At 56.5% G+C, this 16,095-nt stretch carries 16 protein-coding genes and 1 other RNA gene; 4 read left to right on the forward strand and 13 right to left on the reverse strand.

Annotated elements, in window-relative coordinates:
- Window positions 1-399: 399 nt before the first annotated feature.
- The 4 genes from ubiI to CW267_RS23185 are packed head-to-tail and all read right to left on the reverse strand — an operon-like array spanning window position 400 to window position 4,706.
- Window positions 400-1,602, reverse strand: a complete 1,203-nt coding sequence (ubiI, locus tag CW267_RS23170; RefSeq protein WP_008806441.1) for an FAD-dependent 2-octaprenylphenol hydroxylase — start codon at window positions 1,600-1,602, stop codon at window positions 400-402.
- A 10-nt stretch (window positions 1,603-1,612) separates the two neighbouring features.
- On the reverse strand, window positions 1,613-2,791 hold the full coding sequence (gene ubiH, locus CW267_RS23175) for a 2-octaprenyl-6-methoxyphenyl hydroxylase (RefSeq protein WP_008806442.1): 1,179 nt from the start codon (window positions 2,789-2,791) through the stop codon (window positions 1,613-1,615).
- A complete protein-coding gene (gene pepP / locus CW267_RS23180; RefSeq protein ID WP_008806443.1) occupies window positions 2,788-4,104 on the reverse strand; it encodes a Xaa-Pro aminopeptidase in 1,317 nt (438 codons plus the stop codon). Before pepP ends, ubiH begins: the two co-directional genes overlap by 4 nt.
- Before the next feature lie 23 nt (window positions 4,105-4,127).
- A complete protein-coding gene (locus CW267_RS23185) occupies window positions 4,128-4,706 on the reverse strand; it encodes a YecA family protein (protein ID WP_008806444.1) in 579 nt (192 codons plus the stop codon).
- Between the two features lie 166 nt (window positions 4,707-4,872).
- On the opposite strand from CW267_RS23185, the gene zapA reads away from it, so the two are divergent.
- The 3 genes from zapA (at window position 4,873) to CW267_RS23200 (ending at window position 6,122) form a co-directional block, all read left to right on the forward strand.
- Window positions 4,873-5,202 carry a cell division protein ZapA gene (gene zapA / locus CW267_RS23190; RefSeq protein ID WP_004205298.1) on the forward strand — a complete coding sequence of 110 codons (330 nt, stop codon included), beginning with the start codon at window positions 4,873-4,875 and terminating at the stop codon, window positions 5,200-5,202.
- A 40-nt stretch (window positions 5,203-5,242) separates the two neighbouring features.
- Window positions 5,243-5,426: non-coding RNA, 6S RNA (ssrS, locus tag CW267_RS23195), on the forward strand.
- A 99-nt stretch (window positions 5,427-5,525) separates the two neighbouring features.
- Complete coding sequence (locus CW267_RS23200; RefSeq protein ID WP_008806445.1) at window positions 5,526-6,122, forward strand: 5-formyltetrahydrofolate cyclo-ligase; 597 nt, start codon at window positions 5,526-5,528, stop codon at window positions 6,120-6,122.
- 83 nt (window positions 6,123-6,205) lie between these two features.
- Here the strand turns inward: CW267_RS23200 and serA are convergent, their stop codons facing one another.
- Together serA and rpiA are read right to left on the reverse strand one after the other, a co-directional pair.
- Window positions 6,206-7,438 carry a phosphoglycerate dehydrogenase gene (gene serA / locus CW267_RS23205; RefSeq protein WP_008806446.1) on the reverse strand — a complete coding sequence of 411 codons (1,233 nt, stop codon included), beginning with the start codon at window positions 7,436-7,438 and terminating at the stop codon, window positions 6,206-6,208.
- A 269-nt stretch (window positions 7,439-7,707) separates the two neighbouring features.
- Window positions 7,708-8,367: a ribose-5-phosphate isomerase RpiA gene (gene rpiA / locus CW267_RS23210; protein WP_008806447.1), complete on the reverse strand. Its 660-nt coding sequence runs from the start codon at window positions 8,365-8,367 to the stop codon at window positions 7,708-7,710.
- A 167-nt stretch (window positions 8,368-8,534) separates the two neighbouring features.
- On the opposite strand from rpiA, the gene argP reads away from it, so the two are divergent.
- Entirely contained in the window at window positions 8,535-9,428 is an 894-nt protein-coding gene (gene argP, locus CW267_RS23215; RefSeq protein ID WP_008806448.1) for a DNA-binding transcriptional regulator ArgP, read from the forward strand.
- 54 nt (window positions 9,429-9,482) lie between these two features.
- Here argP and CW267_RS23220 read toward each other — a convergent pair whose 3' ends face one another.
- The 7 genes from CW267_RS23220 to CW267_RS31465 all read right to left on the reverse strand — a co-directional run.
- Complete coding sequence (locus CW267_RS23220; protein ID WP_012967233.1) at window positions 9,483-10,250, reverse strand: oxidative stress defense protein; 768 nt, start codon at window positions 10,248-10,250, stop codon at window positions 9,483-9,485.
- An 89-nt stretch (window positions 10,251-10,339) separates the two neighbouring features.
- Window positions 10,340-10,975, reverse strand: coding sequence for an arginine exporter ArgO (argO, locus tag CW267_RS23225; protein WP_008806450.1), 636 nt, complete (start codon window positions 10,973-10,975; stop codon window positions 10,340-10,342).
- A gap of 151 nt (window positions 10,976-11,126) precedes the next feature.
- The gene (locus tag CW267_RS23230) at window positions 11,127-11,984 is read right to left on the reverse strand and encodes a small-conductance mechanosensitive channel MscS (protein ID WP_100781233.1); all 858 of its coding nucleotides are present in this window, start codon (window positions 11,982-11,984) and stop codon (window positions 11,127-11,129) included.
- Between the two features lie 191 nt (window positions 11,985-12,175).
- Window positions 12,176-13,255, reverse strand: a complete 1,080-nt coding sequence (gene fbaA / locus CW267_RS23235; RefSeq protein WP_008806452.1) for a class II fructose-bisphosphate aldolase — start codon at window positions 13,253-13,255, stop codon at window positions 12,176-12,178.
- Window positions 13,256-13,352: 97 nt separating this feature from the next.
- Complete coding sequence (gene pgk, locus CW267_RS23240; protein WP_008806453.1) at window positions 13,353-14,516, reverse strand: phosphoglycerate kinase; 1,164 nt, start codon at window positions 14,514-14,516, stop codon at window positions 13,353-13,355.
- 39 nt (window positions 14,517-14,555) lie between these two features.
- Window positions 14,556-15,584 carry an erythrose-4-phosphate dehydrogenase gene (gene epd / locus CW267_RS23245; protein WP_004205289.1) on the reverse strand — a complete coding sequence of 343 codons (1,029 nt, stop codon included), beginning with the start codon at window positions 15,582-15,584 and terminating at the stop codon, window positions 14,556-14,558.
- 384 nt (window positions 15,585-15,968) lie between these two features.
- Window positions 15,969-16,095, reverse strand: a 127-nt coding sequence (locus tag CW267_RS31465; RefSeq protein WP_073545714.1) for a transketolase-like TK C-terminal-containing protein, incomplete at its 5' end; no start/stop codon positions are given.

The following is a 16,095-nucleotide window of genomic DNA, read 5'->3' on the forward strand; positions in this document are numbered from 1 at the left end:
AACCAGCCACGAGATTGTCGGCGATTTTGCGCCACGAAATTCGGCGACGGCACCGCTGACGGACGCCGACGCAAACGTTCTCTTTTGCCTGAACTTACCACCGAACCCGGCGCTAAACCATAAGCTCATTCAGGGCATCACATTAGCTTATGACTAAAATCCGCCGAAAAGCCTACAGAGTTATTGACTGGAAAAAAGCGATTTATGCCACATAAAATTAACATTAAGCTTTCATCGATAAGGCAATGATGGTGTTTTATGCGATTTTACGGGCCTAATTTCTTTAACAAAAAAAAGAGCGCATTAATAAAACTAATGCGAAAAAAGAGGTGAAATTAGAATATTTCAAATGAGGGAGAAAACCCGGCACGCAGGCCGGGTAAAAGAAGTGTGACGGGGTTAACGTAACCAGGCGGGGAGATCGTTGAGGCCCATCGCCTGACGAATCAACTGCGGTTTTACGCCAGGCAGCGAATCGGCCAGTTTGAGCCCCATGTCGCGGAGGAATTTCTTCGCCGGATGGCTGCCGGAGAACATTTCGCGGAATCCCTGCATACCCGCCAGCATCAGCGCGGCGCTGTGTTTGCGGCTGCGCTCATAGCGGCGCAGGTACAAATGCTGGCCGATATCTTTCCCCTGCGCATGCAGGCGCCTCAACTCGTCGATAAGCTCGGCGGCGTCCATAAAGCCAAGGTTCACCCCCTGCCCGGCCAGCGGGTGGATGGTATGCGCGGCATCGCCAACCAGCGCCAGACGATGGGCGGCGAACTGACGGGCATAGCGGCCGGTCAGCGGGAAGACTTCACGTTCGCTTGCCAGCTGGCAGAGGCCGAGACCATTATCGAAGGCGATATTCAGCGCCTGGTTGAAGGTGGCTTCATCAGCCTCCTGCATCCGCTTCGCTTCCGCTGGCGACAGCGACCAGACGATCGAGCACAGGTGCGGATCGCTGAGCGGCAGGAAGGCCAGAATACCCTCGCCATGGAACGCCTGGCGTGCCACCGCCTGATGCGGCTCAGCGGTGCGAATCGTCGCCACCAGCGCATGATGGTGGTAATCCCAGAAGGTCAGCGGAATATCGGCCTTATTACGCAGCCATGAATTCGCGCCATCAGCGCCCACCACCAACCTCGCGGTCAACATGCTGCCGCCCTGCAGGCTGAGAAAGGCTTCGTTTTCACCCCACGCCACCTGCTGTAGTTCCGCAGGCGCCAGCAGGGTGACGTCAGCGCAGCGCTGCGCTTTCTGCCACAATGCGTGATGCACCACGGCATTTTCAATAATATGGCCCAGATGGCTAAAGCCCATGCTCTGGTCATCGAAGCTAATGCGGCCGAAGCTGTCTTTGTCCCACACTTCCATACCGTGATAGCAGCTGGCGCGCTGGGCGACGATCTCGCGCCAGACATCCAGCTTAGTCAGCAACTTTTCGCTGGCGGCATTGATCGCCGAAACGCGCAGCGCCGGCGGCGCATCGGCGGCCAGAGGCTGCGGCGCTGCTTTCTCCAGCACCGCGACGCGCAGGCCGCTGCCCTGTAAACCGCAGGCTACCGCCAGTCCCACCATTCCACCGCCAACAATGGCAACATCAACACTTTGCACGTTTTACTCCTTAACGGGGAACCCAACCGAGGGTACGCTGCGCCAGCGCATCGCGCGCCGGGGTAAATAAGTCCATGGCCATCAGACCGACGTTGCGCCCCGCCACCAGCGGCGCCCAACGGTTGGCAAACAGATGCACCAGCCCATCGGTGACACCGATAGTGGCGGCTTTATCACCTGCCCGCCGTGCCTGGTAGCGGCACAGCAGGGAATAATCGCCCACATCGTCGCGGGCCACATGCGCATCGGCAAGCATCTCCGCCAGGCTCATCACGTCGCGCAGGCCGAGGTTAAAGCCCTGCCCGGCGATCGGATGCAGCGTCTGCGCCGCATTACCGACCAGCGCCAGGCGATGCGACACCGCACGGGTGGCGGTGGTTAAGGCTAACGGATAGACGCTGCGCTTACCGGCATGGGTAATACGCCCCAGCCGCCAGCCGAATGCCTGCTGTAACGCCTGACAAAAATGTTCGTCAGACCAGCTCTGTACCTCGTCGCGCCGCGACTGCGGATGGCACCACACCAGCGAACAGCGCCCTTGCGACATCGGCAGCATCGCCAGCGGACCATGCTCGGTAAAGCGCTCGAAGGCGCGGCCTTCGTGCGGCAACGCAGTGCTAACGTTAGCAATGATCGCTATCTGCTCATACGGCTGCTGCTGCCAGCTGATGCCGCAGTGAGCGCCCAGCGACGAACGGGAACCGTCCGCCGCCACCAGCAGCTTACCGTTGATGATTTCGCCGCCCTCAAGCGTAAGGCTGACGCTCTCCTCGCGGCGGCTGACCGCTTCCACTTTCGCCGGACAGTGCAGGGTGACGCCCGGCGCCTCGCGCAGCAGACTAAACAGCCGCTGGCCGACATCGTGGAGTTCAACCACCTGCCCCAGCGCCGACAAGCCGTAATCGGCCGCCGCCAGGTTCACAAAACCAGCGTGACCACGGTCGCTGACATGGACCCGCTGGATGGGCGTCGCTCGTTTAGCCAGGGTCTGCCAGATACCAATGCGCGCCAGCTGCTGGCAGGTACCGGCCGCCAGGGCAATTGCCCGATCGTCAAAACCGGGATGGCGTGACGAATGCGGATCCTGCGCCTCAATCAGATGGACCGGCAGGGCGCCGCCGGTCAAACGGGAGATGGCCAGCGCGAGCGTCGCCCCGGTCATCCCGCCGCCGACGATCAGCACGCTCATGACTGGCGCGCCGCCGCCATCAGCGCCTCGATCTCATCCGCCTTCTTCACCACGCTGGCGGTGAGATTTTCGTTGCCGTCTTCGGTAATGACGATGTCATCTTCAATACGAATGCCGATGCCGCGATATTGGGCCGGCACGTCGGCATCGGTGGCGATATACAGTCCCGGCTCGACGGTCAGCACCATTCCCGGTTCCAGTACCCGCGAACGGTCGGTGTCGTAATTACCGACATCGTGCACATCCAGACCCAACCAGTGGCTCAGGCCATGCATAAAGTACGGGCGGTGGGCGTTGTTGGCGATGAGCTCGTCAATCTCGCCTTTCAGGATCCCCAGCCGCACCAGGCCGGTAATCATAATGCGCACCACTTCCTGATTAACTTCATAAATGGAGGTGCCCGGACGATAAAGCTCCAGCGCGGTTTCCAGCGACTCCAGCACGATGTCGTAGATTTCACGCTGCGGTTTGCTGAATTTACCGTTAACCGGGAAGGTGCGGGTGATATCGCCCGCATAGCCGCGGTATTCGCAGCCGGCGTCAATCAGCACTAAATCGCCATCGCGCAGCTCGGATTCGTTTTCGGTGTAGTGCAGAATGCAGCCGTTTTCGCCGCCGCCAACGATGGTGTTATAGGACGGGAAACGCGCGCCGTGGCGGTTGAATTCATGGAGAATTTCGCCTTCCAGCTGATACTCGAACATGCCAGGGCGACATTTTTCCATCGCCCGGGTATGGGCAAGGGCGGAAATTTCGCCGGCGCGGCGCATCACTGCCAGCTCTTCCGCAGATTTAAACAGGCGCATCTCATGCACGATGGGCCGCCAGTCGATGACCGAGTTCGGCGCCTGCAGATTCTGGCGAGAGCCTTTGCGCAGTTTTTCGAGGGCGTTAAACACAATCTCATCGGCATAGGCATATTCACCCTGGGCGAAGTAGATAGCATCCAGGCCGTTGAGCAGCTGATACAGCTGCTGGTTGATTTCGCTAAACGCCAGCGCACGATCCACACCGAGCTTCGCCGGCGCGGCATCCTGGCCCAGACGGCGACCGAACCAGATCTCAGCGGTCAGATCGCGAACCCGGTTAAACAGCACGCTATGGTTGTGCGTTTCATCGCTTTTGATCAACACCAGCAGCGCTTCCGGTTCGTTGAAGCCGGTGAAGTACCAAAAATCGCTGTTCTGCCGGTAGGGATATTCCGAATCTGCGCTACGCACCGCTTCCGGTGCGGCGAAAATCAGCGCCGCGCTGCCTGGCTGCATCTGCGCCAGCAGCGCCTGGCGACGCGAGAGAAATTCCTGCTGAGTCATGACGCCCCCTGAACGAATTTTAGTTAGTGTAATGTCGGTTTGCGGACTTCCGGTGCGGTTGGCTGCTGACGAGAAAAAGTGTCGTGGCACAGCAGTGCGGCAACGCGGACATACTCGATAATCTCCTCCAGAGACATCTCCAGCTCTTCCTGATCTTCGTCTTCATCGTAGCCCAGTTGGGCAATATTACGCAGATCGTCAATCGCTTCCCCGGTCTCGTCTTTCACTTTATCCAGCTTCGGTTGGCTGACGCCAAGGCCGAGCAGGAAATGGTTGACCCAACCGGCGAGAGCGTCGGCGCGGTCGAAGACGCTTACCGCATCGCCTTCCGGTAGATACAGTTGAAAGAGGAAACCGTCGTCATCCAGTGAATCGCTGATGGCGGAATGCATGTTACGCAGCGCCTGGGCCAGTTCATGACCAAAGGCGAGCCCTTCGTTGGTCAGGTCGTGCACCAGCGGCAGCCAGCTGCTGTCCGTGTTGCCGCCGCACAGCAATCCGCTGATCAAACCGTGCATTTCGGCTGGGGTGAGGCCGACCCCTTGTTGGTTCAGTAACTGGTCTACATCGTTGTAACCAGGCATTTCGTTCTGTATAGACATGCGCATTCGTCATCGTTGGGAGGAATATTCATGATATGCTACCACTTTGGACCCTGGTGAACCAGAAAAGGGCTTGTATCCCTGCACCAGGGTAGCTATAGTGTCGCCCCTTCGCAGACCCAGGCTCGGATGTGAAGGCAGCGCAGTCAATCAGCAGGAAGGTGGCATGTCTGCACAACCCGTAGATCTCCAAATTTTCGGCCGTTCACTGCGAGTGAATTGCCCGCCTGAACAAAGGGATGCCCTGAATCAGGCAGCTGAAGACCTTAATCAGCGGTTGCAAGATTTAAAAGAACGCACTAGAGTCACAAATACTGAGCAGTTGGTCTTCATCGCCGCGTTGAACATCAGCTATGAGTTGACTCAGGAAAAAGCGAAGACCCGCGACTACGCTTCGAGCATGGAGCAGCGCATTCGGATGCTTCAGCAGACCATTGAACAGGCATTGCTTGAGCAAGGTCGCATAAGCGAAAGACCAGGGTCAAAGTTTGAATAACACTTTGCAGTTAACTGTGTTAGAGTAATTCCAGAACAAAATTTCTCTGAGATGTTTGCAAGCGGGCCAGTCCCCTGAGCCGATATTTCATACCACAAGAATGTGGCGCTCCACGGTTGGTGAGCATGCTCGGTTCGTCCGAGAAGCCTTAAAACTGTGACGACACATTCACCTTGAACCAAGGGTTCAAGGGTTACAGCCTGCGGCGGCATCTCGGAGATTCCCTTCTTTAGTTCGCATTATCCCAACACTCCTGTTTTCGGCTGCTGCCGCCCTGTATTACACTTCCTCGTACTGTTTCGCTTGCTCGTAATGAGACCTGTATGACCCTACAGCCTGATATCCCGCTCTCCAGACAGCATATTCGCCAGCAGATCCGCGAGCGTCGCCGCGCGCTCAGCCCGGAGCAACAGCGCCTGTTTGCCCAACAGGCCGCGGAGCGGATGATGGCCTGGCCGCCGGTCATACTCGCTCATACCGTGGCGCTGTTCCTCTCCTTTGACGGCGAGCTGGACACCCAGCCGCTGATCGACCAGCTCTGGCGCGCCGGCAAGCGGGTGTATCTCCCGGTGCTGCATCCGTTTAGCCCCGGAAACCTGTTGTTTTTACACTACCATCCTCAGAGCCAACTGATAGTGAATCGCCTGAAAATCCGCGAACCGAAGCTCGATGTGCGGGACGTGCTGCCGCTCGCTGAACTCGATGTGCTGGTGACCCCGCTGGTGGCCTTCGATGTCAGTGGTCAGCGGCTGGGGATGGGCGGCGGTTTTTACGACCGTACGCTGCAAAACTGGCAGCAGTATCGCCTGCAGCCGGTAGGCTACGCGCACGACTGCCAGCAGGTGGATAGCCTGCCAAGTGAAGAGTGGGATATCCCGCTGCCGGCGGTGATCACCCCGGGAAAAACCTGGTGTTGGTAGGTACGCGAGGACGAGAATTCCAGCCTGGAAAGTATTAACAAAAAAACGGGCAGGTACGCGACCTGCCCGAGAGGCAAAAATGATTAGAACAGCAGACGGGCGCGGATAGTCCCCGGGATCGCTTTCATTGCCTGCAGCGCCTGCTGGGCAACATCTTCTTCCGCTTCAATATCAATAACCACGTAACCCATCTGCGGCGACGTTTGCAGATACTGCGCGGCAATGTTGATGCTCTGCGCGGCGAAGATCTGGTTGATGGCGGTCAGGACGCCCGGCCGGTTCTCATGGATATGCAGCAGACGGCGGCCGCCATGCAGCGGCAGAGAAACTTCCGGGAAGTTAACTGCCGACAGGGTTGACCCGTTGTCAGAGTACTTCGCCAGCTTGCCAGCCACTTCCAGACCGATGTTCTCCTGCGCTTCCTGGGTCGAACCGCCGATATGCGGAGTCAGGATCACGTTATCAAACTCGCACAGTGGCGAAGTGAAGGGGTCGCTGTTGGTGGCGGGTTCTGTCGGGAAGACGTCGATAGCCGCCCCGGCCAGATGCTTACTCGCCAGCGCATCGCATAGCGCCGGAATATCCACCACGGTACCGCGGGAGGCGTTGATCAGCAGCGCGCCCGGCTTCATCAGCGCCAGCTCTTCCGCACCCATCATGTTTTTGGTGGAGGCGTTTTCCGGAACGTGCAGGCTGACCACATCGCTCATGTTCAGCAGGTCGGAGAGATGCTGAACCTGGGTGGCGTTGCCGAGCGGCAGTTTATTTTCAATATCATAGAAGAAGACATGCATCCCCAGCGATTCCGCCAGAATGCCGAGCTGGGTACCGATATGGCCGTAACCGATAATCCCCAGTTTCTTGCCGCGCGCTTCAAAGCTGCCGACCGCCAGCTTATTCCATACGCCGCGATGCGCCTTGGCGTTGGCTTCCGGCACGCCGCGCAGCAGCAGCAGCAGCTCACCGATGACCAGCTCGGCCACCGAACGGGTATTCGAGAATGGCGCGTTAAACACCGGAATACCGCGCTTCGCGGCGGCGTTCAGATCGACCTGGTTGGTACCGATGCAGAAGCAACCCACGGCAACCAGTTTTTCCGCCGCGGCGAAAATCTCTTCAGTCAGATGGGTACGGGAACGCAGGCCGATGAAATGGGCATCACGGATCGACGCTTTCAGCTGTTCGGAGTCCAGCGCGCCTTTATGAAATTCAATGTTGGTGTAACCTGCTGCGCGAAGGCTATCGATTGCCTTTTGATGCACACCTTCAACCAGCAGAAATTTAATCTTGTCTTTTTCCAGTGATACCTTAGCCATTTCCCCGTCCTGTTTTGTCTTAACTGATGTCGTGCTGAACGAAAGTTCGTCTCAGCAACATATCAAAAAAAACTATCGCGGCAATATGAACGTTTGCGTCGCCGTCCTGAAGAAATGTCATCCAGAGGGAAATGACAGGACAAAACACCAGAAAGAAGATTAATGGTAGCGTGTTAATCAGAATGGTTGCATAAATGTGACAGAAGTCACCAAATTGCACCAGGTGAAAAAATATTTGCGAGGGAGCCGACTGGCTCCCTGCGGACAGACTATTTTACGATGGTTTTCACGCCATCGGCCGTACCGATCAGTGCCACGTCGGCCCCGCGGTTGGCGAACAGCCCTACGGTCACGACGCCAGGGATGCCGTTGATGGCATTCTCCAGCGCGACAGCATCAAGAATTTCCAGGCCATGCACGTCCAGGATGACGTTGCCGTTATCGGTCACCACGCCCTGACGGTACTCCGGACGACCGCCCAGCTTGACCAGTTGACGCGCGACGGCGCTGCGCGCCATCGGAATGACTTCAACCGGCAGCGGGAATGCGCCGAGAATATCAACCTGCTTGGAGGCATCGGCGATGCAGATAAATTTATCGGCGACCGAAGCGATGATCTTCTCACGGGTCAGCGCCGCGCCGCCGCCTTTGATCATTTGCATATGGCCGTTGATCTCATCCGCGCCATCAACATAGATCCCCAGGCGATCGACGCTGTTGAGATCGAAGACGGGGATCCCGAGGCTTTTGAGCTTTTCGGTAGAGGCATCGGAGCTGGAGACCGCGCCTTCAATCTGCCCCTTCATCGTGCCCAGCGCGTCAATAAAATGGGCCGCCGTCGAGCCGGTACCTACGCCGACAATGGTCCCTGGCTGTACGTATTGCAGCGCCGCCCAACCTACTGCTTTTTTCAGTTCATCCTGCGTCATAATTATGGTCCGAGATGTGAATGCCTGTGGCGCATTATAGAACATCGACAGTGGAAATGTCCCTGCGATGCAGATCACACAACTGAGCAGACCAATTTCGTCTGTATCAAATAAAAATTTATGTCATAGTGCGAGATAACGATTAGTTATGGGGGCACGCCAGAATAATGAAACGACCGGACTACAGGACACTACAAGCGCTGGATGCGGTGATTAGGGAACGAGGATTTGAGCGCGCCGCGCAGAAGCTATGTATTACCCAGTCCGCCGTCTCACAGCGTATTAAGCAGCTGGAAAATATGTTCGGTCAACCGCTGCTGGTGCGCACCGTGCCGCCACGCCCCACCGAGCAGGGGCAAAAGCTGCTGGCCCTGTTACGCCAGGTTGAACTGCTGGAAGAAGAGTGGCTGGGCGACGAGCAGACCGGCTCCACGCCGCTGCTGTTGTCGCTGGCGGTGAACGCCGACAGTCTGGCCACCTGGCTGCTGCCGGCGCTGGCCAATGTTCTGTCAGACTCCCCTATTCGTCTTAACCTGCAGGTGGAAGATGAAACCCGCACCCAGGAGCGCTTGCGCCGTGGGGAAGTGGTGGGCGCAGTGAGTATCCAGCCGCAGGCGCTGCCAAGCTGTCTGGTGGATCAGCTCGGCGCGCTCGATTACCTGTTTGTCGCCTCAAAAGAGTTTGCGCAACGCTATTTCCCGAACGGCGTGACGCGTTCTGCGCTGCTGAAAGCGCCGGTCGTCGCCTTTGATCATCTGGACGATATGCATCAGGCGTTCCTGCAGCAAAACTTCGACCTGCCGCCGGGTAGCGTCCCCTGCCACATCGTTAACTCATCAGAAGCCTTCGTGCAGCTGGCGCGCCAGGGCACTACCTGCTGTATGATCCCGCATCTGCAAATCGAAAAAGAGCTGAAAAGCGGCGAGCTTATTGACCTCACGCCCGGTCTGTTCCAGCGTCGTATGCTGTACTGGCACCGCTTTGCGCCGGAAAGCCGCATGATGCGCCGGGTGACCGATGCGCTTATTGATTACGGCCACAAAGTGCTGCGTCAGGATTAAATCCCCGGCATAAAAAAAGCCACTTCCCGGAAGTGGCTTTTTTGTTTCTATCGCTTACTGCGCTGGTTTCGGCTCTTCCGCCGGTTTCGCCGGCGCGGCTGGCGCGGCGGCCTGAGCTGGCTGCAGCTCAAAGACCACGTCAACCTGGTCGTCAAACTGGATAGTCGCCTGCTCGTAGGTTTCCTGGGCTGAAACCGGCGCAGCGTCAGCGGCCTTCATCATACGCACCATCGGGCTCGGCTGATAGTTGGAGACGTGGTAGCGCACGCTGTAGACCGGCCCCAGCTTGCTGTGGAAGCCAGCCGCCAGCTCCTGTGCCTGATGCACCGCGTCATCGATCGCCGCTTTACGCGCCTTATCCTTGTAGGCATCCGGTTGCGCAACGCCCAGCGAAACGGAGCGGATTTCGTTCAGTCCCGCCTTCAGCGCGCCGTCCAGCAGGCCGTTAAGTTTATCCAGCTGGCGCAACGTCACTTCCACGGTGCGCACCGCCCGATAGCCTTTGAGAATGCTTTTCCCGTTCTGATAGTCATAATCAGGCTGGGTACGCAGATTCGCAGAGCTAATGTCTTTTTTCGCGATACCGCTCTTTTCAAGGAAAGAGAGATACTGCGCGACGCGATCGTCTGCCTGCTTTTTCGCCGATGCGGCATCTTTCGCCGCGACGTTCACTTCGATCGCCAGGGTGGCAATATCCGGAACCGCGGCAACGCTTGCTGTGCCTGAAGTCACAATGTGCGGACCGTCTGGCAATTCGTTTGCCTGTGCCGCCATTGTGCTAAATCCGAGTGCTGCCGCCAGGGCTAAGACTTTTAACTTCACTGTCGTTTCTCCATGTTACTTAAATCGCCCTTACGGGACGCATGCCAGCAAGCTTAGCGCGTACAGCAGGAAAGTCCATCGGACAACGCTTAGTTGAGCAACGCCAGGATATGGCCGACGCCCTCTTTTGCCAGCTGAAACGCAATAAACCACATGACGGCGCCGACCACAATATTGATGATCCGCTGGGCTTTGGCGGTACGCAGCCGCGGCGCCAGCCAGGCGGCTAACAGCGCCAGGCCAAAGAACCACAGAAAAGAGGCGCTAATGGTCCCCAGCGCAAACCAGCGCTTCGGCTCCACCGCCAGCTGCCCTCCCAGGCTGCCCAGCACCACAAAGGTATCCAGGTAAACATGCGGGTTCAGCCAGGTGACCGCCAGCATAGTTATAATGATTTTCCAGCGCCCCTGCTGCATCACCTCGGCGCTGGCGAGCTCAAGATTCTGACTGAACGCCGTTTTCAGTGCGCCGAAGCCATACCACAACAAAAAGGCCACGCCGCCCCAGGTCACTATCGCCAGCAGCCATGGGGATTGCATCAGCAGCGCGCTACCGCCAAAAATACCGGCGCAGATCAACAGCAAGTCGCTGACCGCGCACAGCAGGGCAATCATCAGGTGATACTGACGACGGATCCCCTGATTCATCACAAAAGCATTTTGCGGGCCAAGCGGCAAAATCATTGCCGCTCCCAGGGCAAGGCCCTGAAAGTAATAGGTAAACATAAGGATTTTTCCGCTGTGTTCGAGAGTGGCGCTGACTATAACGCGAATGGATTATTAGCGGAAATTGAAAGTATTAATCACTAATAAGCTAAGCTAATAGTGAGCCATTAAAAAAGGCCGGCATGGCCGGCCTGACTCTGTCAGTGATGATTTACTCTACTTTTTCCGGCAGTTGTACCACATGAACATCCATCTGCGGATACGGGAAACTGATGCCGTTAGCGTCGAAATCACGCTTAATACGCTCCAGCACGTCCCAGTAGACGTTTTGCAGATCGCTGCTTTTGCTCCACACGCGAACCACGAAGTTCACCGATGAGGCGCCAAGTTCGTTCAGGCGTACGGTCATTTCGCGATCGCGCAGAATACGATCGTCAGATTCGATAATCGAGGTCAGCAGCTGCTTCACCTTGTCGATATCAGCATCGTAGGATACGCCAATGATAAACTCATTGCGGCGCGCCGGTTCGCGGGAGAAGTTAATGATGTTGCCGGCGATGATTTTGCCATTCGGCACCACCACGATTTTGCCATCTGCGGTACGCAGGGTGGTGGAGAAAATCTGCACGTTCTGCACGGTGCCGGCGATACCGCCGAGATCGACATATTCACCCGCGCGGAACGGGCGGAACATCACCAGTAGTACGCCTGCGGCAAGGTTCGACAGCGATCCCTGCAGTGCTAAACCCACCGCCAAACCGGCGGCACCCAGCACAGCAATGACCGAGGCGGTCTGCACGCCTACCCGGCCCAGGGCGGCAATCAGGGTGAAGGCGATAACCGCGTAACGCACCAGCGCCGAGAGAAAATCAGCAACGGTGGCATCAATCTTACGCGCCAGCATCAGGCGGTTGACGGTGTTAGAGACGATGCGCGCCACGATCATCCCGATGACCAGGATAACGATCGCCGCCACGATGTTGACGGCATAGCTCAGCAGCAGCTCCTGGTTGCGTGCCAGCCACGTCCCGGCGTTGTTGATGCTATCGACAACGTTCAAATCTTCCATTTAACATTCCTTATGAATCCCCGAACGGGGAAGTAAATAACTCAGCCTGCAACAGGGCAGTCAGGTTATAGGGTAAACAATAAGTGCACGTTTTGCCAAATGGATCACAGTTTTCCTGCACGCTATCCTGTTGTTAAAGTAATAAAAAAGCCCGCATTGCTGCGGGCTTCAGGGTAAGAAACAGATTTTTCTTACAGAACGTCGATCGCGTTCAGCTCTTTAAATGCCTGCTCCAGACGGGTCACCATGGAAGTCTGTGCAGCACGCAGCCATACGCGCGGATCGTAGTATTTCTTGTTCGGCTGGTCTTCACCTTTCGGGTTGCCCAGCTGGCCCTGCAGGTAAGCTTCGTTAGTTTTGTAGTACTGCAGGATACCGTCCCAGGTTGCCCATTGGGTGTCGGTATCGATGTTCATTTTCACTACGCCGTAGCTGACGGAGTCTTTGATTTCCTGAGCGGAAGAACCGGAACCGCCGTGGAAGACGAAGTTCAGGCTGTTGTGCGGCAGGTTGTGTTTCTTGGAAACATATTCCTGAGAGTCGCGCAGGATGGTCGGAGTCAGAACCACGTTACCCGGTTTGTACACGCCGTGTACGTTACCGAAGGAAGCGGCAATGGTGAAGCGCGGGCTGATTTTGCTCAGCTCGGTGTAGGCGTAATCCACGTCTTCCGGCTGAGTGTACAGGGCGGAAGCGTCCATGTGGCTGTTGTCCACGCCGTCTTCTTCGCCACCGGTGCAACCCAGTTCGATTTCCAGGGTCATGTCCATTTTGGCCATGCGCGCCAGGTATTTAGAGCAGATTTCAATGTTTTCGTGCAGGGACTCTTCAGACAGGTCGATCATGTGAGAAGAGAACAGCGGTTTACCGGTAGCAGCGAAGTGTTTTTCACCGGCGTCCAGCAGACCGTCGATCCACGGCAGCAGTTTCTTCGCGCAGTGGTCAGTGTGCAGGATAACCGGCACGCCGTAGTGCTCAGCCATCTGGTGCACGTGGTGCGCGCCAGAGATAGCGCCGAGGATAGCAGCTCCCTGAGGAACGTCAGTTTTCACGCCTTTACCTGCGATGAACGCGGCGCCGCCGTTAGAGAACTGAACGATAACCGGAGAGCGAACTTTCGCAGCAGCTTCCAGAACGGCGTTGATGGAGTCAGTACCTACGCAGTTTACCGCCGGCAGTGCAAAGTTGTTTTCTTTCGCTACCTGGAACACTTTCTGAACGTCGTCGCCAGTGATGACGCCCGGTTTTACGAAATCAAAAATTTTAGACATGTTACTTAGTCCTGTATCTGTATCTTCGACCGTTGAAGAAGGTTCGCGAGCCCTTAAGCGCGCTGAAAAACAGGCGGGTTTCCCCGCCTGAACTGAATTACTGCTTAGCGCGCTCTTCGAGCATCGCTACTGCCGGCAGGACTTTGCCTTCGACGAATTCAAGGAATGCGCCGCCGCCAGTGGAGATGTAGGAGATTTTGTCAGCGATGCCGAACAGGTCGATCGCTGCCAGGGTGTCACCGCCGCCGGCGATGGAGAAACCTTCGCTGTCCGCGATAGCGTTAGCCACGATTTCAGTCCCTTTACGGAAGTTCGGGAATTCGAATACGCCAACCGGGCCGTTCCACAGGATGGTTTTGGCGTTTTTCAGGATGTCGGCCAGTTTCTGTGCGGAAACGTCGCCAAGGTCCAGAATCTGCTCGTCATCTTTGATGTCGTTAACAGATTTCAGGGTTGCCGTTGCGGTTTCGGAGAACTCGGTCGCGACGCGAACGTCCGTCGGAACCGGGATATCACAGGTGCTCAGCAGGCGCTTAGCTTCATCAACCAGGTCTGCTTCGTACAGGGATTTACCGACGTTGTGGCCCTGGGCAGCAACGAAGGTGTTGGCGATACCGCCGCCGACGATCAGCTGGTCAGCGATTTTAGACAGGGAATCCAGCACGGTCAGTTTGGTGGACACTTTAGAACCACCCACGATAGCGACCATCGGACGAGCCGGCTCTTTCAGCGCTTTACCCAGCGCGTCCAGTTCAGCGGCCAGCAGCGGGCCTGCGCACGCCACGTCAGCAAATTTGCCGATGCCGTGGGTGGAAGCCTGCGCGCGGTGCGCAGTACCGAAAGCATCCATCACGAACACGTCGCACAGCGCGGCATATTTTTTGGACAGCGCTTCGTCGTCTTTTTTCTCGCCTTTGTTGAAGCGAACGTTTTCCAGAACCACCAGCTCACCGGCAGCCACTTCCACGCCATCCAGGTAGTCTTTAACCAGACGTACCGGGTTGGACAGTTTGTCTTTCAGGTAATTAACAACCGGCAGCAGAGAGAATTCTTCGTTGTACTCGCCTTCGGTCGGACGACCCAGGTGAGAAGTAACCATGACTTTCGCGCCCTGCTTCAGCGCCAGTTCAATGGTCGGCAGAGATGCACGGATACGTGCGTCGCTGGTTACTTTCCCGTCTTTAACTGGTACGTTCAGATCCGCACGGATAAAAACGCGTTTACCAGCCAGATCCAGATCGGTCATCTTAATTACAGACATGGTGAATCCTCTCGTTGATTCATAAAGTTTTGTCGACGTTTATGCGTCGAACCTGAAACCAATAGCCGCCATCGCTAACGTCGTGTCGAGCATTCGGTTAGCAAAGCCCCATTCGTTATCGCACCAGACCAGCGTTTTGATCAGATGCGCGCCACTGACCCGGGTTTGCGTGCCATCAACAATAGCACTGTGCGGATCGTGGTTAAAATCTGTCGAGACCAACGGTAATTCCGTATAGTCAACTATACCATGAAATGCACCTTGTGCTGCTTTTTGCAGCAACTGGTTGACTTCACATGCTTTTACCGGTTTTTTCACCGTCACGCTCAGGTCAATTGCCGTCACGTTTATCGTCGGCACCCGCACGGCAATCGCTTCAAAACGGTCATTAAACTGCGGGAAAATACGGGTGATCCCTGCCGCCAGTTTGGTATCCACCGGAATGATCGACTGGCTGGCCGCGCGGGTACGCCGCAGATCCGGATGGTAGGCGTCAATCACCTGCTGGTCATGCATCGCCGAATGAATGGTGGTGACGGTGCCGGACTCAATGCCATAGGCATCATCTAACAGTTTAATGATCGGAATAATGCAGTTGGTGGTGCAGGAGGCGTTGGAGACAATGCGGTGCTCGGCGCGGAGCTCATCCTGATTGACGCCATAGACCACCGTCGCGTCGAGATCGTTGCCGCCAGGATGGGAGAAGAGCACTTTCTTCGCGCCAGCCTGCAGATGGGCTTCGCCGTGTTCACGACTCCCGTATACGCCGGTGCAGTCGAGCACCACGTCTACCGCCAGCTCGCGCCACGGCAGCGCCGCAATGGTCGGCTCGTGTAGCAGGCGGATGGCATCATCGCCAACAAACAGCTGTTCGCGCTCCTGACGGACATCCCAGGCGAAGCGGCCATGGCTGGTATCATATTTCAACAAATGCGCGATCCCTGCCGCATCCGCCAGCTCATTGATTGCCACCACGGTGATTTCCGCACGACGCCCGGACTCATATAGCGCACGAACCACGTTACGTCCAATACGACCGAAGCCATTAATCGCGATGCGAATGGTCATAGATCTCCTGCAAGGCTGACCCTTTTTTGAGGTGGCTGACAGAGTAATCCAGCAACGCTCTGAGGGGAACCTTACCAGCTGCAAACTGCGACTGATTGATTAATTGTCGAACATTTAAACGACTGAAACGCTTCAGCTAGAATAAGCGAAACAAGGAATAAAAGGAATGTTTGTCCAGCGCAATAAACCAGCTATATGACTTGTGTCACATTTCTTTTGGAATAATTCACAGGGCGGTTACATGTTCGAAGAATAGTGCATACAAAAAGCCGGGTGGCGAGGTAACAGCAAAACGGTAACCCAGGGGTTACCGTTTTTGGTATTTGCACCCTCTCCTGTGGGAGAGGGTTGGGGTGAGGGCATCAGCCCGCACCGTACCAGCCATTACAGCAGCGCTTTCGCTTTAGCGACCACGTTGTCGACGGTGAAGCCGAACTCTTCGAACAGCTGCTCAGCCGGCGCAGACTCACCGAAGGTGGTCATGCCAACGATAGCGCCGTTCAGGCCAACG

The sequence above is a fragment of the Klebsiella sp. X1-16S-Nf21 genome (assembly GCF_002837615.1).
Classification (GTDB): Bacteria; Pseudomonadota; Gammaproteobacteria; order Enterobacterales; family Enterobacteriaceae; genus Klebsiella; species Klebsiella variicola.

What these genes read in the sequence shown, in the direction of transcription:
- fbaA (WP_008806452.1), bottom strand. Translation starts at nt 13,255, where the DNA reads ATGTCTAAAATTTTTGATTTCGTAAAACCGGGCGTCATCACTGGCGAC.
- ubiH (WP_008806442.1), bottom strand. Translation starts at nt 2,791, where the DNA reads ATGAGCGTGCTGATCGTCGGCGGCGGGATGACCGGGGCGACGCTCGCG.
- argO (WP_008806450.1), bottom strand. Translation starts at nt 10,975, where the DNA reads ATGTTTACCTATTACTTTCAGGGCCTTGCCCTGGGAGCGGCAATGATT.
- pepP (WP_008806443.1), bottom strand. Translation starts at nt 4,104, where the DNA reads ATGACTCAGCAGGAATTTCTCTCGCGTCGCCAGGCGCTGCTGGCGCAG.
- serA (WP_008806446.1), bottom strand. Translation starts at nt 7,438, where the DNA reads ATGGCTAAGGTATCACTGGAAAAAGACAAGATTAAATTTCTGCTGGTT.
- CW267_RS23230 (WP_100781233.1), bottom strand. Translation starts at nt 11,984, where the DNA reads ATGGAAGATTTGAACGTTGTCGATAGCATCAACAACGCCGGGACGTGG.
- epd (WP_004205289.1), bottom strand. Translation starts at nt 15,584, where the DNA reads ATGACCATTCGCATCGCGATTAATGGCTTCGGTCGTATTGGACGTAAC.
- argP (WP_008806448.1), top strand. Translation starts at nt 8,535, where the DNA reads ATGAAACGACCGGACTACAGGACACTACAAGCGCTGGATGCGGTGATT.
- rpiA (WP_008806447.1), bottom strand. Translation starts at nt 8,367, where the DNA reads ATGACGCAGGATGAACTGAAAAAAGCAGTAGGTTGGGCGGCGCTGCAA.
- CW267_RS23185 (WP_008806444.1), bottom strand. Translation starts at nt 4,706, where the DNA reads ATGTCTATACAGAACGAAATGCCTGGTTACAACGATGTAGACCAGTTA.
- zapA (WP_004205298.1), top strand. Translation starts at nt 4,873, where the DNA reads ATGTCTGCACAACCCGTAGATCTCCAAATTTTCGGCCGTTCACTGCGA.
- CW267_RS23200 (WP_008806445.1), top strand. Translation starts at nt 5,526, where the DNA reads ATGACCCTACAGCCTGATATCCCGCTCTCCAGACAGCATATTCGCCAG.
- pgk (WP_008806453.1), bottom strand. Translation starts at nt 14,516, where the DNA reads ATGTCTGTAATTAAGATGACCGATCTGGATCTGGCTGGTAAACGCGTT.